This is a genomic window from Microbulbifer litoralis, from assembly GCF_023634065.1.
In the GTDB taxonomy this organism is placed as follows: Bacteria; Pseudomonadota; Gammaproteobacteria; order Pseudomonadales; family Cellvibrionaceae; genus Microbulbifer; species Microbulbifer litoralis.
This window is the reverse complement of sequence record NZ_JALKCV010000001.1, coordinates 599,246-619,970: the sequence shown is the minus strand read 5'-3', so window position 1 is coordinate 619,970 and position 20,725 is coordinate 599,246. Positions and strand designations below refer to the sequence as shown.

Below are 20,725 nucleotides of genomic sequence, written 5' to 3'. Positions count from 1 at the left end.
GAATAAATGACTAGCACAAAAAGAAGGTTTAGCCCGGAGTTCAAGCTGGAGGCGGCGCAGCTCGTTGTTGATCAGGGGTACACGGTAAAGGCCGCGTGCGAAGCCATGGGAGTTAGCAAATCTACCATGGAGTCGTGGGTGCGGAGACTCCGCTCAGAGCGAGGCGGTAAAACGCCTGCAGGAAGTGCCCTGACGCCGGAGCAGCAACGTATACAGGAGCTGGAGCGCAAGCTCAGACGTGTCGAAGAGGAGAAAGAAATCCTAAAAAAGGCTACGGCTCTCTTGATGTCGGACTCGTTGAACAATTTTCGATAATCGAGCGATTGCAGGAGAGCTACCCTGTCCAACGCCTCTGCGAGGTGTTTGACGTTCACCGCAGCAGCTACCGGGCTTGGCGTGATAGGCCAACAGATCTGAAGCCAGAAGAGCTGCAGCTACAGGCTCTGGTGAAGGCCGCACATAAAGCCAGTAACGGCCCAGCGGGGGCCCGTTCCATTGCGCAGATAGTAACGGGAGGCGGAACCCCGCTCAGCCGGTACCGCGCAGGCCGCCGGATGAAGTTATTGGGTCTGGAAAGCGCTCAGGTTCCTTCCCATGCGTACAAAAAGGCGGAGCAGCCTCATGTCGACATTCCGAACCTGCTGGACCGGAAATTCGACATCCAGAAACCGAATACCGCCTGGGCCGGTGACATAACGTACATCTGGACTGGCGCTCGTTGGGCCTATCTGGCGGTGGTTCTGGATCTGTTTGCACGCAAGCCGGTTGGCTGGGCATTGTCGCTGTCACCAGATGCAGAACTGGTAAAGAAGGCACTGACGACGGCCTACGAATCGCGAGGGGAGCCGGAAGGGGTGATGTTCCACTCAGATCAAGGCTGCCAGTACACCAGTCTGGGGTTCCGGCAACTGCTGTGGCGCTACCGGATGACACAGAGCCTGAGCTGTCGTGGAAACTGCTGGGACAATGCGCCGACAGAGCGCTTCTTCAGGAGCTTAAAGACAGAGTGGATGCCGGAGGTTGGCTACCAGAGTTTCCCGGCAGCAAAGCAGGCTATCAACGAGTACATCATTGGCTATTACAGCCAAATACGGCCGCATCAACACAACGGTGGTTTGCCGCCAAGTGTGGCAGAAGAAAAATATCGGAACGCTCAAAAGACGGTGGCCAAAAATACTTGACCACTACAACTTTCCGCGAACCAATACTTCAGGATCCTGGTTAAGCATCAACGAGATTATCTTCACGAAATGTGAACCAGCCGTTTCCCCTGGAAGCCTCGATGACACCCCACAACTTGTCAGGGATAACGTAACCGGGCACTTTTTCTGGCGCCAACTCCGTATCAATCTCACTGTCCCGCTGATTTTGCGCCAGCTCTACCCAGTCAGGATTCATCACCAGTCCTTTCCCGACGGCGACCAGTGACAGGCCAAGGTTCAGTGCTTCTTCAGCCTCAGAAGGCGTACGAACGTTACCTGCTGCAATAATCGGTATGCGGTCGGCTACATGTGCAGTGATCAACTCGGCAGTCAGCTGATCTGCCGTGGCATCGATCGGTGTCGCGTTCAGAATGTCCGCTAGCGAAACATGTACGTAATCCAATCCGCTCTCGATCAGGCGATCAATGAGTGCGTAGGAGTCGTGAATCCTCAGTGTGCCTTCCCCGGACTCTTCGGGCGAAATGCGATACCCGAGCAGGAATGGCTGCTTGGCGTGCGTGTCGATTACCTTACGTACTTCCTTAACCAAGGCTGAAGGGAAGCGCATGCGATTTTCCAGAGAGCCACCCCACTCGTCTGTACGCTGATTGAACATGGGCGAGAAAAAGTTTTGGATCAGGAACCCATGTGCGCCATGCAGCTCAACACCATCAAATCCGGCTTCGATGGCACGTCGAGTGGCTTCACCAAATGCCCGAATTACTTCCAGGATTTCCTCATGAGTCAGTGCGAGGCTCGTAACTTCCCCGCTATTGAATGGACCTGGTTGCGCCTTCAGTGCACTGGCACTCACGATTTTACCGCCGGGTACCAGGCCAGGGACCGCCTTATTACCCGCATGAAATATCTGCAGGATGGCTGGAGCACCGCCGCTCTTCGCGGCCTGGGCGAGACTCCGCAAACTCGGGATGAATCGGTCATCATGTGCCGCAAACTCATCCGTGAAGCCAATGCCGTTTTCCATTACGTGGGTGCATCCCGTTAGCACCAAGCCGACACCGTTGGCGCGGTGGCGATAGTAGTCAAGCTCCTGGTCGGAAACGCTTCCATCCGGGTTGGCAGACCACGTTGTCATTGGCGCCATCACAATTCGATTGCGCAGGGTAGTGCCGTTTTTAAAGGTAAAAGGCTTAAATACTGTGTCGGAATGTTTGACTGTCATCTTAAATAACTCCGATGGTGTCATTTGCCGAAAGAGGTGACTCAGATGTGTCCAAAGTGGATATCGAATTGGGCGCGGTGAATCCACGCCCTCACGCTGCTGTTATAGGTTTTCCTTATAAAAAGGGATTAACTTGGCCAGAGCCTGAGACACTGGCTCCGGCTGGTCATACAGGTCGTAGTGGGAGTAACCCTCGACGACCACCAGTTCCTTGACCTTCGACGCAGCGCGCGCGTAAATCTCCAGGCCATCGCGATAGGCACCAAAGCCACCAGGTATGTCGCCGACCACCACCATCATCGGCGTTGTCAGCAGGGTCTCGGCAAGATGGAAGCCATCCCAGGCAGCGGAGGCGGCGCGACGGGAGAACAATGCGCGCGTGCCGGCATTGTCGTTGACACAGCGATTACGGTAGTAGTCGGTGGCACCAAGCACGTCGACGTCGGTAATACCCGCTTCGGCTGCCGCTTCCAAGGAAGGGGGGACGAACAGGTCGACCTTGAGTGCTTCTCCCCTGGCCTCGGCAGTGCGTTGTGCAGCCACCGCTTCCATCTGGCCGATGGGGTCGAAACCACTGAAGCCTTCACGGCACAGGCGGCCGAAATTGACACCGGTAATGCTGACAAGGGCCTTGATGCGGCGCTCGATCATGGTCGCATTGATGGCATAGCCGCCGGCGCCGCAGATCCCCAGCACCCCGATGCGGTTGGCATCCACGTACGGCAGAGTCACCAGATAGTCGGTTACGCGGCTAAAGTCTTCTACGGCTAACGCCGGGTCTTCGGTATAGCGGGGCTCACCGCCGCTCTGCCCTTGTGTGCTGCGGTCGAAAGCAATGACGACAAAACCTTCCTTCGCGAGGGCTTCGCCATAAACGTTGCCCGCTGTCTGGTCCTTGCAGCTCCCGATGGGGTGAGCGCTGATAATGGCCGGGTATTGCTTCTGGTCGTCAAAGCCGGGGGGAAAGTAGATGTTGGCTGCGATGGCCCAGTACTGGGTCTTGATCATGACCGTTTGCATAGTCTTCTCCAATTACGGTTTGGGGTGGTCGCTGACACATTGCCCAACTGACGTTGGCCCCAACCGGCGACTTGCAGTTGGTGAACGAATAGTAGGCATCTGATTGGCGCTGAAAAAGGTGCTAATCGTGAAAATAGTGGTAAGTGAAACTTTACAATCGGGTTACCTGATGGATCCGTCGCTTCTTCCCTCCCTGGCATGGTTCGCCCATATCGCTCATCACCGCAGCCTTACCAAGGCCGCGGCTTGTTTACCCCGACGTCTTCCTTACTTTACAGCCCTAGGGGCGCTCAATAATCGGCATCCATTGTGTGTTGATTGCCTCCAGCATCTCATCTGGAGTCTTTTGCTGTGTCATCCTTCCGCGCTTGAACTGAAGATGCGTGAAGGACTTGGCTCCCCGGTTCATTACTTTGCTGCGGAAGGATTCAATTCGTTCCTGGCTGAAGTTGCTGTTGAACGTATTGAATAAAACCACATGGTTTCCATCAAAACGGTTGTTTTCAATAAACGCCCAAATTGGCGGCGCCGGTGAATAGAGCCAAATCGGTGACCCCAGGTAGACAGTATCAAAGGACGATAGGTCAACAGTGTGCGGCTGGATATCGGGCAGCGCCTGATGATTGCCTTTTAACGTGTTGGCATCTTTGAGCGCGTTGGCAAGACCTGCCATTCCCAACTCGTATTCAGCGGCCTGCAGTTCCACCAGATGCGCATCGAGCTGTTTAGCCAGGTGACGGGCGGCCAACCCGGTGTTACCCGAACGTGAAAAAAACACGACGGCAACACTCTTGGAGCCCGATGCGGCCGGTATGCCTGGCCCGACAGCCTTCAGATGCCGGGCCTGGTAGTTTTCTATCCGGGTAACGCCGAACAACACGCCCACTATAGCAACGACAACCAGTGCCAGAGCTAAAGCAAGCCAGTGCAGAAATGACATTGTCTTCACCACCATTTGGAACGCGCGAGAGGTCTCGCGGGAGAATTAAAAATCGGTCGTCTTGGTCAAGGACTCGAAGCTGCGTGTTTCTTCTATGCGGGCTAGTAATGAAGGCATGACAAAGTCCAGCGCATCGTTGCCAATCAGCAGCTGTCTCGGTGGGTTGTCCATAGCAGCCAACTGCATCACAACCTGTGCCAGCTTCGCGGGGTCTCCCTGTTGTTGGCCATCAGCGGATGCCAGCAAGGAACGGGCATTGCCGTAAGGCACATAGTCGGCAATTTGCCTTTCGCCATACTGGGCCGAGTTGTCGCTCAAGAATTCAGTACGAAAGAACCCCGGCTCTATCGCGGTGACTTTTATACCCAGTGGCGCGACCTCGTCGGCCAGCGCCAGCGTCATGCCTTCCACGGCAAACTTCGATGCGGAGTAGAAAGTGGCATTGGCCACTGCTTTAACTCCCGCGATGGAGGAGGTGTTGATGATGTGTCCGCTACCTTGGTCACGCATGACTGGTAGCACGGCACGTAACACGTTGGCCATGCCAAAGACGTTGGTTGAGAATTGCTCCTCAATCTGGGCCGCACTGGCTTCTTCGAAGCGCCCAAGGAGGCAATAACCCGCGTTGTTGACAAGAACGTCGATACGACCAAAGCACTCCAAGACGGCTTTTACCGCGTCCTTTGCCTGTCGTTCTTCCCGAACATCTAGAGGCAACAGTGCGATGCTGCTTGGCGGCACCTCACTGAATTCCTCACGAAGTTTTTCCAGGTTGCGCCCGGTAGCGGCAACCTTGTCACCACGCAACAACGCAGCTTTTACGATTTCAACACCCATGCCACGCGTGGCACCGGTGACAAACCAGATACGGCTCATCGTGTGTTTCCTCTCTTTCGATTCGGAATTTCTTGTCGGTTGCCTGTGCGGCGTTGTCTACGCCTGCCGATTAGGCAGCGGCGGTAATTCTCCGGTCACATCAAAATCGATCCAGTCGCCCACCGCTTGCCATGCGTCACGGGTCGCCGCACGCACACCCTCAACCGCTTTGACCGTCTCAAGCCCGACGCGACCGAGAACAATGTGGGGCGGCAACGCTGTTTGCTCGGCTAATACCAAAAGCAATTTTGCTACTTTTTCGGGATCGCCAGCCTCGTGGCCAAAGCTCTGACCAAGCATTGCCATGACTTGCCCGACCGACGGCTCATAGTCGGGTAAAAGCTCTATGTCCTTCGTCGCCGTAGTGCCAAAGCCGGTACGCATGCCACCCGGCTCGATCGTGGTAGCGACAACACCGAATGGCGCCGCTTCTTGGGCAATGGCTTCGGCAAAGCCGCCTACGCCCCACTTCGCGGCGTGATAGGAAGCGTTACCGGCAAAGGCTACGCGACCACCAATCGACGATATCTGGAAAATATGGCCACTGCGCTGATTCCGCATGACTGGCAGAACTGCGCGTGTCATGTTGACTGTGCCAAACAAGCAGGTCTCGACAAGTTTGCGGAAGTCCTCCGCCGGTGTCTGTTCAAACGGGCGAACATCGCCATAGCCTGCATTATTCACCAGAACGTCTACTCGACCGAAAGCTTCCAGTGCAGCCTGCACGGCGGCCTGACATTCCTCCTCGCTCGTAACATCATGCCGGACTGTACGAATTTTATCTCCGTAGCGCGCGACCAGATCATCAAGCTGTTCTGGTTTTCGAGTCGTTGCGACTACTGAGTTGCCTGCGGATAAAGCCTGTTCTGTAATCGTGCGACCCAGCCCGTTTCCGCTGCCGGTCACTAACCAAACGTTTGCCATAGGGGAATTTCCTTTAAATACTTGATTTCAATGTGATTCTTTTCTCGGCACAAAGACAAACCCGTCTTCACCCACCGCGACCTCTATGCGACCGAAGGAAGGTACGTTGAAATGAATATCTGCCACCAGCGTCGGTGTTCCGGCAAGATCACCCAATAGCTTCACACGTGTCGCGGCCGATTGATCCTTGTCGTAGTCGGAAACGGTGGCCCAGTGGGGCCGCGCGATCTGGCAGGGGTGATGTATGGCATCACCGGCAATCACCAAGCGTTCGCCGCCAGCATCCACCACCACGGCGACATGCGCACGTGTATGGCCGGGTGTGGGTATAACCGTAATGCCATCCCCCAAATCCGTCGGCGGATCGATAAAATTGGCAAGACCCGCCTCTGCGATGGGTAAAACGGATTCGTGGAAAGAAGCAGACTGCATGCTTCCTTCCTCATCCTGCTTTAGCGCATCGAGCCAGAAGTCGTATTCATCGCGCGCAAAATGATATTTTGCATTGGCAAAGGTCGGCAGCCACAGTCCGTCTTTCAAGTGCGTATTCCAACCGACATGATCGACATGCAAATGAGTGCAGAGCACGTCTGTCACCTTCTCCCTGTCTATTCCGGCTCGTTCCAGTTGCCCCAGGAAATCGATCTGCAGGGCATTCCACTCCTCGATCTCATCTACCGTCTTGTCGTTACCGATACAGGTATCGACAACGAGTATCCGGCCTGCGTGCTTGATGATGAAACTCTGAGAGAGTCCGTTCAGGCGGTAATCAGCCGTGCGATAGGGTTCGTCGAGCCACGTGATTTGGCGGATCGCTTCCGGGTTGTTGTCCGGCAGAAACCAGTCGAAATGATGGCCAACATCCATTTCGATGATCTGGATTATTTCAGCATCACCAATCCTGGTCTTTGCAATTTCAAGTGGCATTCATGATGTCCTCGTTTACAAGCGACTTGTTTCTGAGCGCGGCGGTAAAAGGGGGGGCTCAACCGCCTCCTTACATGAAATACGGCTTGTCAGCCTCAGTGCCGGGTTTATTTACCCCCAGGTTCTCGCCCAGATGCAGCTCAGGTGACACGATGATCTTGGAAACCAGGTCGGCCACACTCTTGCGCGATACCACCGTTCCTTTAAACGCCTCCCCCTTGGCTGTGATTTCATAGTCCACTTCGTGTTCGTCAGTCAGCCAAGCTGGTCTCAGGATGGTGTATTCCAAGCCTGAACTCTCGATGGCATCTGCGGCCCTGCGGTATGGTTCGAGGTCTTTGCCAATAATCTCGTTGTTCCACTGACCGAATCGACCCGGTACTTCATCGTAAATGCCAAGCGAAAGTATGAACACCAGGCGCTTTACGCCTGCGTTCTGCATCGCTTCGATCACGCGTTTTGTCTGTATATCCAGGTCCTCTCCTATGAGGTTGGCATATACGATGTCCTGGCCAGTCATTGCTCCTCGCATCAGCTTACGATCAAGTACGTTGCCAATTACGATCTGTCCATTAGCAGGTTCCCACCCCGTAAGTTTGTTCGGGTTGCGTTGCAGAAGAGTCAAAGATATATCTTTTTGATCTGTTAGCTTCGCGATAACCCAGCGGGCGATCTGTCCGTTTGCGCCCAATACGAGAACATTTTTCATGGATTGTTTTCCACATTCCGGAGAATCCGCAGCATGCATGCGCGTGTATCTCCATTTAGTCTGAAGAGGATTCCAGCCAGGGAGTCTGGAACCCTAGTTTTTCTCTCAACTAACTCGGCGACAGTTAGAGGTGCTGCTCGAAGAATGGGAGGATCTCAGTCATAGCCAGTGCTACGGGCTCGGACTTGTCGTAGAGGTCGTAATGGGAGTAGCCCTCAGTCACGAAGATCTGCTTGTCTTTCGAGGCGGCGCGTCCGTAGATTTCCCAGCTATCCCGATAGGCACCGAAGGCGCCGGGCTTATCACCGGTGACGACAAGCAACGGTTGTGTCAGCAGGCTTTCCGCATTGAGGAATGCGTCCCATCCCATGGCAGCGCTGTTAAATGAAAACAGGCCACTCGTCGCACCGTTTGGCTGCTGGCCGCGCGCGGTCTTGTAGTAATCCGTGGCTTCCAGCACATCCCTGTCGGTGATGCCACTGGCCCGCCCTTCTTCCACCGAAGCAGGCAGGTAGTCAATGACATGGCGCTCTGCGCCCTGTGCTTCAGCGGTGCGCTGCTTGCCCATGGCCTGCAGGGCAGACACCGGATCGAATTCACTAAACCCTTCACGAATCAAACGCCCGAAGTTCACGCCGGTAATTGAGGCCAGAGCCTTGATGCGGTGATCGGTAATCGCCGCGTGAATGGTGTAGCCGCCGCCACCACAAACGCCGATGGCCCCGATACGGTCCTGATCCACATAGGGCAGTGTTACCAGGTAATCGATAGCAAAGCGGATATCGGATGTGCGAATCGACGGGTCCTCGATAAATCTCGGGGAGCCACCACTGTCGCCCTGAAAGCTTGCATCAAACGCGAGGGCGACAAATCCAGCCTCCGCCAAGGCCTTCGCATAGATATTGCCGGAGGTTTGCTCCTTGCAGCTTCCGATCGGATGCGTGCTGACGATGGCCGGGTATTTTTTAGTGTCATCAAAACCCGGCGGCAGGTAGAGGTCAGCAGCCGACTCCCATCCCAGGTTCTGATAATTAACGTGTTGGACGTTTACCTTACTCATTTAAATCACCTCGAATTCTTATCGGGGCACATACAGAATGTGCCCCGATATTAATTGCCTTCAATACAGTTACTTCAGCGTGCGTGCGAAGAACGGGGTCAGTACGGATACTGCTTCGTCCACATACTCAGGCACGTCGTACAGTGACATGTGGTTCGCACCTTTCACGACATGCATGGTCTTGTCGCTGCTGGCTGCGCGGGCGATCAGATCATCACTCATCCACTTGCTTCCCGCCTGGTCACCGGCAATGGTGAGTACCGGTTGTGTCAGGAAGGCCTCAGCCAGGTTGTAGGCGTCATAGGTGATGATCTGGTTCAGGCTGCGAGCGGTCATAAATCCGGGCGCATTCGGGTGCTGGCAGCGATCGGTGTGGTAGTACTCCCAGGCCTGGCGCAGCTCTTCATTGGGTGCATCCTCCTCCTTCATTGGGGCGAGGGGCAGGGTGCCCAGCTCATCACTGTTGGCGTCGCTGGTGCGCGCTTCGGAGCCCGCCACGACATACGCCAATGCGTCGGCATCCTTCACATTGTTCTCCCAGCCGTTGCGGAACATCTGGCCGATGTTCACCGCACTGACGGTGGCCAGGGATTTGATACGACGGTCGGTGATCGCGGCATTGGCGGAGTAGCCGCCGCCAGCACAGACTCCCATGGCGCCGATGCGGCTGTTGTCGACGTATGGCAGTGTGGTCAGATAGTCGATCACGGCACTGACATCCTCAGTGCGGATGTAGGGGTTCTCCAGCTGACGCGGCGTACCGCTGCTCGCTCCCTGGTAAGAAGCGTCGTATGCAACCGTGACCAAGCCACTCTCTGCCAGTCGCTCGGCATAGAGGCCAGCTGTCTGCTCCTTAACACCACCGCCGGGGTGGGATACCACCAGTGCGGCGTACTGCTGGCTTTCATCAAAGTCGGCAGGGAAGTACACGTTGGCGGCGATAGTGACGCCCTGGCCATTGAGGTTCTTGATGCTGATGCTTTTCATGATGGTGCCCTTCATGTTGGTAGCTTCGGTCTCAGTGTTCTTCTGAGCGGTTCTGCTCAGACAGGGGGAATACTAATGGCGGGACTTATTTGAAAAAACGTGCTAAAACTTAAATCTGTGTTAAGTCCAGGTTAACAATATGGCCATCGATCCCTCGCTGTATCCGTCTCTAGTATGGTTTGTGCGTATAGCGCGTCACAGCAGCATTACCAGGGCGGCGGAGGAGGGTGAAGTGTCACGCGCAGCCCTGTCGCAGCACCTGAAATCGCTGGAACAGCAGCTGAATGTGCGGCTGCTGAACCGCAGCACGCGCAGCATGTCGCTAACAGAGGAGGGGCAGCGACTGTTTGACGTTCTTACCCCGGCCATTGAGTCGGTCGACCGGGCAGTCGCTGAGGTGGGGGAGTCGCAGGCAGAGCCGTCCGGGGTAATACGTATCAATACGTCGAGGGTGGCAGCCAGGTTATTGCTGGAGCCAAAGATGGAATCATTCCTGGCGCGCTACCCCAAATTAAAGTTGGAATTGATCCTGGATGATGGCCTTTCCAATATCATTTCGAGTGGAGTGGACGCAGGTATTCGCCTGGGGGAAAGCCTCGCTGAGCATATGGTGGCTGTGCCGGTAACACCGCCGATGTCGATGGCGATCGTTGGCTCCCCGGAGTATTTCGCGAAGCACGGCACCCCGGAATCACCCGATGACCTACTGCAACACAACTGTCTTGCCTTTCGTTTTACCTCCAGTGGCACCATCGACCGCTGGACCTTCACGTCGTCGGATGCTGACAAGCGCATTCTGGTGTTCGAGCCGAAGGGTAATGGAGTGTTCAATGATGACGAAAGTATGCTGCACGCGGCGCTCAACGGTGTGGGTGTGATAAAGCACTTGGATCTATGCGTGCAGCAGTATCTTGCAGAGGGCTCGCTGGTGAGGGTGTTGCAGAGCTGGTGTAAGCCTTTTCCGGGATTCTTTTTGTACGTCCCTTCTAGAGCACAGATGCCGGCTAAGATAAGGGTTTTGATTGATTTTCTGGTGGAGCAGCGTGATGATTTCGTGAATGAATAATTGGAGGCGGAAGCGGAATACCCAGCGCTTTGTGCCGGTAGAGGCCGGTAGAGGTGACCTCAACGGCCAGGCCTTTCTCGTCGGCCTCGATGTACTTCCTGTCGCGGGGCTTGCGCGCCCGGATCTTGGTATCTGACAGGGGCATGGCTGCGCCTTCCTTGCTGGGGTTTGGACGGGTTGGACGGTGTCGGTGGGCTCAACCCGTCCAATAACCCGGCCAACTGGGGTTAGATTTGGACGGGTTGGATTAGATTAACTGGGATGGGTCTGATAAGCAAAAGCCCCGAGAGCACTGGGCCTCCGGGGCTTTTGTGGTCTGTCTGGGACAGGTAGTTGGTGGAGATGGCGGGAGTCGAACCCGCGTCCGTCAGCACTCTGCCAGAGGCTCTACATGCTTAGTTCCGTCTATTGATTTAGCCGCATACAGCCCAACGGGCAGGACGTAATTGGCGAGCCTGTTTAAGTTTTAGCTGATCCCCGACAGGCGCGGTTCACAGCGATCCAGTTCTGTCTGACAGCCTGCAGCGCGGTACTGGAACCTTGCTGAAGGCCGCTAAGGGCGAACCCTTAGTTAGTGCTTCACGGGCTGCTTACGCAGCCAGTTGGGCACCGTAGTTGTCGTCGTTGGCAACTAATAAATTGCAGCTTTGGATTTACGTGATTGGCTGCCATCACGGCATGCACCCATGGTTTCGTTACCGGCGTCGAATCCAAGTCATCCCCGATAGAAACTCATTTGTGTAAGCGGATTATACCGCAAATACGCCCTCTACAATATGCCCTGTTTGTCTGATTATGGCTCCGCAGTCACATGACCGACTGGACGAATGCGGCCAGGATCAGCAGTGGGCAGACAATGCGAACATACCAGGGCCAGATCTTCCAGAACAAGGTGTGTTCGATGCCCGGGTGCCCCTCCCGGAGTTCCGCCAGCAACTGGTCGCGGCGCCAGATCCAGCCGGCGAAGATACACAGGGCCACACCCAGCAGGGGTTGCCCGAACTCGGTGCTGGCACTGACCACCAGCCCGAACAGGGCGTCGAAATTGAAGATGATCACGCTGCTGATGGCGAAGATGATGATCCCCACCAGCGGTGTGGCCAGGCGGCGCGGCACGTTCAGGTTCTCGATGGCGAAGGCCACCGGTACCTCGAGCATGGAGATGGACGAGGTCAGGGAGGCGATCACCATCAGTGCGAAGAAGGCGATGGCCACGAACAGGCCGGCCGTGCCCATGGTGTCGAACAGGGCCGGCAGCACCTGCAGAATCAGTCCGGGGCCGGCGATCAGTTCGCCGCTGTCGGCATAGATCCGGGTGCCGGCTTCCTGCGCCACATACATCGCCGGCAGTATCAGCAGGCCGGCGGTAAAGGCGATGCCGACGTCGATCAGGGTCACCAGGGCACCCAGTCGCGGCAGGCTTTCCTGCCGGCTCAGGTAGGAACCGTAGATCAGCATGGTGCCCACGCCGAGCGATAGCGAGAAGAATGCCTGCCCCATGGCGGAGACCATCAGCTGCGGCGAGAAGAGGCTGAAGTCGGGCATCAGGTAGGCTTCGAGCCCCTGCATGGCGCCGGGCTGGGTCAGTACGTAGACGATCAGTAGTAGCAGCAGCACGATCAGCGCCGGCATCAGCAGGGTGGACCAGCGCTCGATCCCTTTCTCCACGCCGCTGGCAATGATCAGCATGGTCATGCCGCTGAAGATGGCCGTGAAGGTCAGGTTGCGTGCGGTGCTGTTGCCGGTCAGCCACTCCACCGCGCCCTCGGCGCCGGCGAGGCTGGCGAAGGGGCCCACCAGGTGCGCGACCATCCAGCCGGCGACGATGGCGTAGAAGCTGAGGATCAACGAGGCCACCACGATGCCGCCGAAGCCGGCCAGGCCGCCGAAGAAACGGCTGGTGGGGCCGGTGGCGATGCCGCGCAGTGCCTGGACCATATTGCGGCGCGCGTGGCGGCCGATGGTCAGTTCCGCCATCAGCGCCGGGTAGGCGAGCAGGAAAGCCAGCACCAGGTAGGCCAGCACGAAAGCGGCGCCGCCGTTGGCGGCCACATTGGTGGGGAAGCCCCAGATATTGCCGAGCCCCACGGCGGAGCCCGCCGCGGCCATCAGGAAACCGATGTTGGAGCTGAACTGTCCTCGCGGTGCACTCATTGTGAATCTCTTCGTTATTCTTTTATTTTCTGCGGCGCCCTACCCCTGCCTCTCCCCCTCGAGGGGAGGCTGGGGCAGGGGGCCCGCTACTTAGCGGTTCTCGGTGCGCATCAGGCGCTGCTTCTCGCGATTCCAGTCGCGATTCTTCTCGGTTTCGCGCTTGTCGTGCTTGGCCTTGCCCTTGGCCAGGGCGATCTCACACTTGACCAGGTGTTTTTTCCAGTAGAGTGCGGTGGCCACCACGGTGTGGCCCTTCTGCTCGACGGCGGCGACCAGCTTGGCCAGTTCGCGCTTGTTGAGCAGCAGCCGGCGGGTGCGGTCCGGTTCGGTGACGAAGTGGGTGGAGGCGCTGGGCAGCGGCTGGACGCGCGCGCCCAGCAGGAAGGCCTCGCCGCGCTTGAAAATCACGTAGCTGTCGGTGAGCTGCGCCTTGCCCTCGCGGCAGCTTTTGACTTCCCAGCCCTGCAGTTCCAGGCCGGCCTCAAACCGCTCCTCGATGAAGTAGTCGTGGCGGGCCTTCTTGTTCAGCGCGATGGTGCTGGAAGACTGGGCTTTTTTCTTTTTGGCCATGGATACAACGATTGCCTAGATGAAACTGTGTCCGAAGAATTTGAGCGCGAGCGTGTTGATAAAGATCAAAAGCAGAATCAACGGGATGAACGTGCCCAGGGAGAAATTGACATACTTCTGCGAGAAGGTCCCGGCAAAGCCGCTGTCGCCCTCCTGCAGTTCCCGGTCGAAGTTGGCCCGTTTCCACTTGTAGATCACGAACAGGCATACCAACAGGCCGTTGAGCGGCAGTATGGTGTCGTAAAAGATCATTTCAACCAGGTCGAAGAAAGACTTGTTCTCGCCGGCGATGGTCGCAAACTCGGTGAACCACTGCACCAGGCCAAAGGACACGGCGCAGCAGATGGCGAGTACCAGCTGTACCGCGGCGATGGTGTAGATCGCCTTCTTGCGGTCCATGTTGCGCTCGTCGCGCAGGGTGGCGACCGGCACTTCGATGATCGATACCAGCGAGGTCAGCGCGGCCACCAGCACCAGGAAGAAGAACACGGCGGCGAAGGCGCTGGCCCCGAAGTAACCGATACTGCTCTGCAGCGCGTAGAAGATCTTGGGCAGGAACAGGAAAATCATGCCGGCAGAGGAATCGCTCAGTTCCGCTGGGTTAATCTGCGGGTTGAAATGGAAAATACTCGGCAGAATCAGCAGGCCCGCGGTAAACGCCACCAGGGTATCGGTGATGGCCACTGCACGGGAAGAGCTGGGAATGGAATCCTGCTTCTTCATATAGGAACCGTAGGTGATCATGATGCCCATGCCCAGCGACAGGGAGAAAAAGGCCTGTGCCATGGCCTTGCTGATGACCTCCGGGTTGATTTTGCTGAAGTCCGGAATCAGGTAGTACTTGACCCCGAGCATGGCGTTCTCCCGTGTGAGCACGAAGATCACCAGCGCCAGCAGCATTACGAACAGCATCGGCATCAGGGTTTTCGCCGCGCGCTCGATGCCGTCCTTCACGCCTAGGGTCAGGATGCCGTTGATCCCCAGCATGACAACAATCAGGTAGACAAACACCATCGGCGAGTTGATGAACTGGCCGAAGTAGGCTCCGGTGGCGAGCTGGTCCAGGTTGCCGCGCAGGGCTTCCACCAGGTAGCCGAGAATCCACACGGTGACCACCAGGTAGAAGACCGCGATCATGAACGGCGTGACCAGGGCCAGCCAGCCCGGCAGCGACCAGAACCGGGAGCCGCCGGACACCTGGCGGTAGGCGCCCACCGGGTCCTTGTCGGACTTCCGGCCCAGGGCCAGTTCCGCCATCATGACCGGCAGGCAGATAAAGAATACGAACAGGGCATAGACCAGCAGGAAGGCGCCGCCGCCGCTTTTGGTGGCGGCCACCGGAAAGGCCACCAGGTTGCCGATGCCGACGGCGGACCCGGCTGCGGCCAGGATAAACCCGAGTCGCGATCCAAAATGTTCTCTAGCTGCGGCCATAGTACTCTCGCTTGCCTGTTATTCTTGTCATTTGGGTTCTGTCCGGCCCCGGGCCGGCCGAATAAAAACTGCGATTGTTGCAGGAATTGCCTTGCTTGAGTAGCGCCGACTGGCAAAATTGCCCGCTCGTTGATCAGGAAAGGCAAATTGGCTCGAAGAATTGGAATAGATAGCAGTAATGACTGAAATAGAGCGCAGTGCGCTGGTAATGTTCAGTGCGGAGCAGATGTTCGACCTGGTCAATGACGTGGCCAGTTACCCGCAGTTCCTGCCCGGCTGCCGCAGCGCCGAAGTTTTGTACAGCGACGAACACACCCTGGAGGCGCGGCTGGAGCTGGCGCGCGCCGGCATCCACCAGACGTTTGTGACCCGCAACCAGCTGGAGCGGCCACTGCGCATGACCCTCAAGCTGGTGGAGGGGCCGTTTACCGATTTTACCGGCCTCTGGCATTTCACGCCGCTGGCGGTGGATGCCTGCAAGGTGACCTTTTCGCTGTCGTTCAGCCTGAAAAACCGGCTGGTTGCTGCCGCCGCGGGCAAGCTGTTCAGTGAACTGGCCAACCAGATGGTGGGGGTCATGAGTGCGCGCGCGGAGCAGGTGTACGGAAAACAGGAAGGGAAATCACCATGACGGATATCAAGACAATTGCCGTGGAGGTGGTCTATGCGCTGCCCCACGAACAGCGCCTGATGCGCCTGCTGGTTGCGCCCGGCACCACGGCCCGGGAGGCGCTGGTACGCTCGGGCATTCCGGAGGAGTACCCGGAGGTGGATCCGGACACGGCCAGGCTGGGGATTTTCGGCCAGGCGCTGGGAACCAAGGGGCTGGCGCCGGCGGATCAGTACGAGCTGCAGCCGGGCGACCGGGTCGAGGTCTATCGCCCGCTGATCGCGGATCCCAAGGAGGCGCGCAGGCAGCGCGCAGAGAAGGCGAAACGGCAGGCCGGCAAGCAGCAACAGCAGTAGCTGCGCCGGCGGCCCGCCCGCGGGGCGGCGGTTACTCCGGCCAGCCCGCCGGCTGCCAGTCGCCGCTGGTGGCGATCAGGATGTCGCCGTTGAAGTAGACACTGAAGCGCTTCTGGGAAACCTCGCCGTCCGGATCGCGCACCCGGTTGAGGTAATCCCAGCGGTTGGGATTGAAGGTGTCCTCGATCAGCGGCGTGCCGAGCACAAAGCGGACCTGGCGGCGGGTCATGCCCGGTTTCAGTTGGTCCACCATCTCCTGGGTGACGATATTGCCCTGTTGTATCTCGATGCGGTGTACGCCGGGAAACTTGAACAGGCTGCAGGCGCCGAGCATGGCGCTCAGGCCGACGATGGCGAGGATTCTCAGGCTAGACGGCATTCATTGCTCCATTATGGTTTTCCGGTCGGTGCTCGCCGCCGGGACGACTATCTGCGGTTAGGGCGCCCACCGTCGAAGAAAGTTCCGCGGGGGCGTGGAGTTGGCCGCAAATGTGGCGGTTCGGCGCCTCCGCGGTGCGACCATCCAGTGCCCGGGGTTCCGCTAACTCCGCTGGGCGTGGGATAATACCCGAAGTGTTCGCCCGCTGACAGAGATCTCCGCGGAGTCCGGGCACGGCCTTGCCGAAGGCCGTTGTCGAGTCGGCCGACAGCCCCCGGGCTGTGCGAACGAACCATTGAAACTGAAAGATTCAACCAGAATCCTGTCGGGAATTGTCTATTCATGTCTACTGAAAATCAGGAACTGCGCAAAGCGGGCCTCAAAGTCACCCTGCCACGGGTCAAGATCCTGCAACTGCTGGAGAGCTCCACCGAGCCGCATCTGAGCGCCGAAGATGTCTACAAGATGCTGCTGGAGGCGGGCGAGGACGTCGGCCTGGCGACCGTCTACCGGGTGTTGACCCAGTTCGAGAGCGCGGGCCTGGTGATCCGCCACAATTTCGACGGCGGCCACTCGGTGTTCGAGCTGGACCGCGGCGAGCATCACGACCACATGGTCTGTACCGATACCGGCAAGGTGATCGAATTCCACAACGAGGAGATCGAGCGGCTGCAGGAGCAGATCGCCGAGGAGCACGGTTACGAACTCACCGGCCACAGCCTGGTGCTCTACGTCAAGAAAAAGTGATCCCGGGAGCGCGGAGCTCCAGCTCCGCTTGCAGGCCGCAGGCCCGCCCGCCTGCCGAGCCGGGCCCCGGCGCCCGGCATCACGCCGGCGGCGTATAGCGCTCCGGGAACTTGCCGATCTTGTCCGCGTAGAAGTCCCGCAGGCGTTCCAACTCCGCCACCAGGTTCTCCCCCATCTCCATCACCGCGCCCATACCGACTTCCTTCCTGGCGTAGTTGGCGAAGCCGCACACCACCGGTACCCGCGCGCCGCGGGCGATATGGTAGAAACCGGTCTTCCAGCGCTCCCGGCGGCCGCGGGTGCCCTCCGGCGGTACCGCCACCACCAGTTCGTCGCTCGCATTGAACTGGTCGACGGTGCCCTGCACCAGGTTGTTGGCCCTGCTGCGGTCCACGGCGATACCGCCGAACCAGCGCATGGCGCCGCCGAGCGGGAAGCGGAACAGTTTGTCCTTGCCCATCCAGTGGGGGGTGACCCTGAGCTTGAGCGCGGCGAGGATAAAGTAGTAGCCATCCCAGTTGCTGGTGTGCGGTGCGCCCAGCAGCACGTACTTCTTCAGCTTCAGGGCCTGCTCGTCCGCGACCACGCGCCAGCCGTGCAGTCTCAGCAACAGGCGCGCGCCCTGGCGCAGTATCGGGGTCACGATGGGGGTGTTGAAAATCGTTCTTCGCATGGATCGGGCCGAACTCACTACTTCTGATGGCGCTGCAGTATAGGCGAACTTTGCCGCTGTTCCCGGTCATTTTCGGCCTATTGCTGCGGATGGATGTCGGGTGCGGGAATCGGCCCCGGCGGCGAAAAGGTTTGGGAGGATGGTGTGCACGGCGCACCCTACTGGAGTCCCGAGTCCCGATCAGCTGCGCTCCAGCATTTCCCCGGCGTGTGCCAGGGACTGGGCGGTGGTCTCGCCGCCGAGCATGCGCGCCACTTCCTCGCGGCGCTCGCCGTCCTTCAATTCCCGCAGTGACACGAACGCGGCCTGGCCGTCGCTGTGTTTCTCCACCAGGTACTGGCGGTGGGCGCGCGCCGCCACCTGTGCCAGGTGGGTCACGCAGATCACCTGGCCGGCGCGGCCATTGCGGTGCTCGCCCAACTGGCGCAACAGGCGGCCGACCACGTCGCCGGTGGCGCCGCCGATACCCACGTCCACTTCGTCAAATACCAGCGTCGGCGTGCGCGAGGTCTGCGCGGTGACCACCTGGATCGCCAGGCTGACCCGGGACAGCTCGCCGCCGGAGGCGATCTTGCCCAGCGGGCGCGGCGGCTGGCCGGGGTTGGTGGCGATCAGTATCTCCACCTCCTCCAGGCCGCTGGAGGTCGGCTTCTCCTGCGGCTGCAGGGCCAGCTCCACCTTCGCGTGCGGCATGGCCAGGTCCGCCAGCTGCGCGTTGACGGCGTCGGCCAGTCGCGCAGCGGCTTTCGCCCGCAACCTGCTGAGTTTGCCGGCGCTGGTACGGAAGGTTTTTTCCAGTTTTTCGCACTCGGCCGCCAGGCGGTCGAGGGTGTCCGGCGCGCCGATATCGTCCAGCTCTGCCTGCAGTTGCGCCTGCAGCGCCGGCAGCTCGGGCGGCTGCACGCGGTGTTTACGCGCGGCCTGGTAGATGGCGCTAAGGCGCTCCTCCACCTCGGCCAGGCGCTCGGGATCCATCTCGAAGCGGTCGATATGGCGCGACAGGGTGCCGGCCGCCTCGTCCACCTGGATGCGTGCGCTGTCGAGCATCTGTGCCACCTCGGCCAGTGCCGGCGACTGCTCCGGCATCGCCGTCAACAGTTGCAGGGCGCGGTGCAGGTGCTCGGCGATATCCCCCTCGCCACCGCTCAGCATGGCCGCCAGCTGGTAGCTGCCACTGAGGATCTGGCCGGCGTTGGCCAGTTGGCGCTGCTCGCTCTCCAGTTCCTCTATCTCGCCCGGCTGCAGGTCCAGTTGCTCCAGCTCCTCCAACTGGTATTGCAGCAGCTGGCGGCGGGCCTCGGTTTCCTCGGCGCTGTCCGCCAGGCTGCGGTAGCGGCGATGCTGGTCCTGCCAAGTCTTGAAGTGGATGCGGGTTTCGGCGGACAGCTCCTGGGCGTGGGCGAATTCGTCCAGCAGGCGCCGGTGGGTGTCCTTCTTCAGCAGCGACTGGTGTTCGTGCTGGCTGTGGATATCGATCAACTGCTCGCCCAGGGCGCGCAGCTGCAGCAGTGTCACCGGCTGGCCGTTGATATAGGCCCGCGAGCGGCCGTCGGCGCCGATCACCCGCCGCAGGATGGTCTCGCGCCCGGCGTCCATCTCCTGCTCTTCGAGCCAGGCGGCCGCCTCCGGGTGATCGCTGATATCGAAGGTGGCGTGGATGTCGGCGCGTTTGGCACCGGCGCGAACCAGTTCGGCGTTGCCGCGGTCGCCCAGTGCCAGGCCCAGGGCGTCCAGGGTGATGGATTTGCCGGCGCCGGTTTCGCCGGTGAGGGTGCTGGTGCCGGGACCGAACTCCAGTTCGAGTTGGTCCACCAGGGTGAATTGGCTGATCGACAGGTGCAGCAGCATAGGAATCGTGGCCCTTGTTATTGGGGTTGCTGTAGGTGGCCGGGCGCTCCCGGCAGTCGAATCAGTGGTTATTTATACAGTATTCGGGTGGGGTTAGCCAGCCGTGCCGGGCCACATTAACCTGCCCTGAGGGCCCGGCGCCAGGGTGACAGCGGGGCGTCCGGGGATGGATTCGCCCCCCGGGGGGCAAAAGACCACTTGAACTGTGGGGTCCGGGCCCCATATAGGTGGGCAGTGCCCGCCTGGCGGGCAGTTTTTATTGAAACTGACAGTCGACGCGACGGAGAAAGCAGTGGCCAAAGAGCGCAGCGAAGAAGATCAGATTGAAGAGCCCTCAGCGTTGGGAGAAGAGCCCTCAGCGCAGGGAGAAAAGCCCTCAGCGCGGGGGGATGCATCCTCTGATGGGGCAGAAGTCCTGACCGACGAGCATACGCCCGCCGGCGAAGGGGCTTCCGCAGAGATGGAAGAACCGACTGCCGAGGAGCAGCACCGGGCCGAGGAGGCCCTGCACGAGGCCGGCGAGAGCCCCGATGCGCTGCACGAGGACATCGTCAAGCTGCAGGAACAGCTGGCAATTCAGCGGGACATGGCCATGCGCGCCCAGGCCGAGGCGCAGAACGCCCGCCGCCGCGCGCAGCAGGATGTGGAAAAAGCGCACAAGTTTGCCGTGGAGAAACTGCTGCAGGACCTGCTGCCGGTGGTCGACAACCTGGAGCGGGCGCTGTCCACCATCGACACCGGCGACGAAGCCAACAAGGCGGTGGTCGAGGGGATAGAGCTGACCCACAAGTCTTTCGTCGACACCCTGACGAAATACGCCGTGGAAGTGGTGGATCCGGCCGGCGAGCCCTTCGACCCGGAACTGCACCAGGCCATGACCCAGGTGCCCAACGGCGATGTGGAGCCGAACACCGTGCTGGATGTGTTCCAGAAGGGCTACCGCCTCAACGGTCGCCTGGTGCGCCCGGCGATGGTCGTGGTCAGCAAAGCTCCGTAGATCTCCGCAAGAGATCCGGAGGATCGGGCAAAAAGCCCCTTGAAATTGTAGGGCCGGCACCAA

Annotated in this window: 21 protein-coding genes and 1 other RNA gene; 6 read left to right on the top strand and 16 right to left on the bottom strand. The window is 59.0% G+C overall.

Going from position 1 to position 20,725, the window contains the following annotated elements; all coding sequences use genetic code 11:
- The first annotated feature begins 6 nt into the window (after positions 1-6).
- A protein-coding gene (locus tag MWN76_RS02465; protein ID WP_250459040.1) for an IS3 family transposase occupies positions 7-1,181 on the top strand; the annotation gives its coding sequence in 2 pieces (ribosomal slippage) (positions 7-262 and positions 262-1,181; 1,176 coding nt in all).
- A 40-nt stretch (positions 1,182-1,221) separates the two neighbouring features.
- Here the strand turns inward: MWN76_RS02465 and MWN76_RS02460 are convergent.
- The 9 genes from MWN76_RS02460 to MWN76_RS02420 all read right to left on the bottom strand — a co-directional run bounded on the left by MWN76_RS02460 (position 1,222) and on the right by MWN76_RS02420 (position 9,843).
- Entirely contained in the window at positions 1,222-2,385 is a 1,164-nt protein-coding gene (locus MWN76_RS02460) for an NADH-dependent flavin oxidoreductase (protein WP_250459039.1), read from the bottom strand.
- A gap of 102 nt (positions 2,386-2,487) precedes the next feature.
- Positions 2,488-3,405 (bottom strand): alpha/beta hydrolase, encoded by a 918-nt coding sequence (locus MWN76_RS02455; RefSeq protein ID WP_250459038.1) that lies wholly within the window; start codon positions 3,403-3,405, stop codon positions 2,488-2,490.
- Positions 3,406-3,685: 280 nt separating this feature from the next.
- Positions 3,686-4,345, bottom strand: coding sequence for a flavodoxin family protein (locus MWN76_RS02450; protein WP_250459037.1), 660 nt, complete (start codon positions 4,343-4,345; stop codon positions 3,686-3,688).
- Between the two features lie 45 nt (positions 4,346-4,390).
- Complete coding sequence (locus MWN76_RS02445) at positions 4,391-5,221, bottom strand: SDR family NAD(P)-dependent oxidoreductase (protein WP_250459036.1); 831 nt, start codon at positions 5,219-5,221, stop codon at positions 4,391-4,393.
- A 57-nt stretch (positions 5,222-5,278) separates the two neighbouring features.
- On the bottom strand, positions 5,279-6,145 hold the full coding sequence (locus MWN76_RS02440) for an SDR family NAD(P)-dependent oxidoreductase (RefSeq protein WP_250459035.1): 867 nt from the start codon (positions 6,143-6,145) through the stop codon (positions 5,279-5,281).
- Between the two features lie 27 nt (positions 6,146-6,172).
- Positions 6,173-7,072: an MBL fold metallo-hydrolase gene (locus MWN76_RS02435; protein WP_250459034.1), complete on the bottom strand. Its 900-nt coding sequence runs from the start codon at positions 7,070-7,072 to the stop codon at positions 6,173-6,175.
- A gap of 70 nt (positions 7,073-7,142) precedes the next feature.
- Positions 7,143-7,781: an SDR family oxidoreductase gene (locus MWN76_RS02430; protein ID WP_250459033.1), complete on the bottom strand. Its 639-nt coding sequence runs from the start codon at positions 7,779-7,781 to the stop codon at positions 7,143-7,145.
- 124 nt (positions 7,782-7,905) lie between these two features.
- The gene (locus tag MWN76_RS02425) at positions 7,906-8,841 is read right to left on the bottom strand and encodes an alpha/beta hydrolase (protein ID WP_250459031.1); all 936 of its coding nucleotides are present in this window, start codon (positions 8,839-8,841) and stop codon (positions 7,906-7,908) included.
- A 69-nt stretch (positions 8,842-8,910) separates the two neighbouring features.
- On the bottom strand, positions 8,911-9,843 hold the full coding sequence (locus tag MWN76_RS02420; protein WP_250459029.1) for an alpha/beta hydrolase: 933 nt from the start codon (positions 9,841-9,843) through the stop codon (positions 8,911-8,913).
- A 124-nt stretch (positions 9,844-9,967) separates the two neighbouring features.
- Between MWN76_RS02420 and MWN76_RS02415 the strand changes: the two genes are divergently transcribed.
- A complete protein-coding gene (locus MWN76_RS02415) occupies positions 9,968-10,894 on the top strand; it encodes a LysR family transcriptional regulator (RefSeq protein WP_250459026.1) in 927 nt (308 codons plus the stop codon).
- A gap of 334 nt (positions 10,895-11,228) precedes the next feature.
- Here the strand turns inward: MWN76_RS02415 and ssrA are convergent.
- From ssrA to MWN76_RS02395, 4 genes are all read right to left on the bottom strand, one after another.
- Positions 11,229-11,617: a transfer-messenger RNA gene (gene ssrA, locus MWN76_RS02410) on the bottom strand.
- Between the two features lie 84 nt (positions 11,618-11,701).
- The gene (locus MWN76_RS02405) at positions 11,702-13,048 is read right to left on the bottom strand and encodes a sodium-dependent transporter (protein ID WP_250459025.1); all 1,347 of its coding nucleotides are present in this window, start codon (positions 13,046-13,048) and stop codon (positions 11,702-11,704) included.
- 90 nt (positions 13,049-13,138) lie between these two features.
- Positions 13,139-13,618, bottom strand: coding sequence for an SsrA-binding protein SmpB (gene smpB, locus MWN76_RS02400; protein WP_250459023.1), 480 nt, complete (start codon positions 13,616-13,618; stop codon positions 13,139-13,141).
- A 15-nt stretch (positions 13,619-13,633) separates the two neighbouring features.
- Complete coding sequence (locus MWN76_RS02395; RefSeq protein ID WP_250459021.1) at positions 13,634-15,052, bottom strand: sodium-dependent transporter; 1,419 nt, start codon at positions 15,050-15,052, stop codon at positions 13,634-13,636.
- A 178-nt stretch (positions 15,053-15,230) separates the two neighbouring features.
- On the opposite strand from MWN76_RS02395, the gene MWN76_RS02390 reads away from it, so the two are divergent.
- Positions 15,231-15,683, top strand: coding sequence for a type II toxin-antitoxin system RatA family toxin (locus tag MWN76_RS02390; RefSeq protein ID WP_250459019.1), 453 nt, complete (start codon positions 15,231-15,233; stop codon positions 15,681-15,683).
- Complete coding sequence (locus tag MWN76_RS02385; protein ID WP_250459018.1) at positions 15,680-16,018, top strand: RnfH family protein; 339 nt, start codon at positions 15,680-15,682, stop codon at positions 16,016-16,018. The genes MWN76_RS02390 and MWN76_RS02385 overlap by 4 nt, the downstream gene beginning before the upstream one ends.
- A 31-nt stretch (positions 16,019-16,049) precedes the next feature.
- On the opposite strand, the gene MWN76_RS02380 is transcribed toward MWN76_RS02385, so the two are convergent.
- Positions 16,050-16,397, bottom strand: coding sequence for an outer membrane protein assembly factor BamE (locus tag MWN76_RS02380; protein WP_250459017.1), 348 nt, complete (start codon positions 16,395-16,397; stop codon positions 16,050-16,052).
- A gap of 342 nt (positions 16,398-16,739) precedes the next feature.
- On the opposite strand from MWN76_RS02380, the gene fur reads away from it, so the two are divergent.
- Entirely contained in the window at positions 16,740-17,144 is a 405-nt protein-coding gene (fur, locus tag MWN76_RS02375; protein WP_250459016.1) for a ferric iron uptake transcriptional regulator, read from the top strand.
- Between the two features lie 79 nt (positions 17,145-17,223).
- Here the strand turns inward: fur and MWN76_RS02370 are convergent, their stop codons facing one another.
- Complete coding sequence (locus MWN76_RS02370) at positions 17,224-17,817, bottom strand: 1-acyl-sn-glycerol-3-phosphate acyltransferase (RefSeq protein ID WP_250459014.1); 594 nt, start codon at positions 17,815-17,817, stop codon at positions 17,224-17,226.
- A gap of 180 nt (positions 17,818-17,997) precedes the next feature.
- Positions 17,998-19,665, bottom strand: coding sequence for a DNA repair protein RecN (recN, locus tag MWN76_RS02365; protein ID WP_250459012.1), 1,668 nt, complete (start codon positions 19,663-19,665; stop codon positions 17,998-18,000).
- Positions 19,666-19,957: 292 nt separating this feature from the next.
- Between recN and grpE the strand changes: the two genes are divergently transcribed.
- On the top strand, positions 19,958-20,662 hold the full coding sequence (grpE, locus tag MWN76_RS02360; RefSeq protein WP_425606584.1) for a nucleotide exchange factor GrpE: 705 nt from the start codon (positions 19,958-19,960) through the stop codon (positions 20,660-20,662).
- Positions 20,663-20,725: the final 63 nt, after the last annotated feature.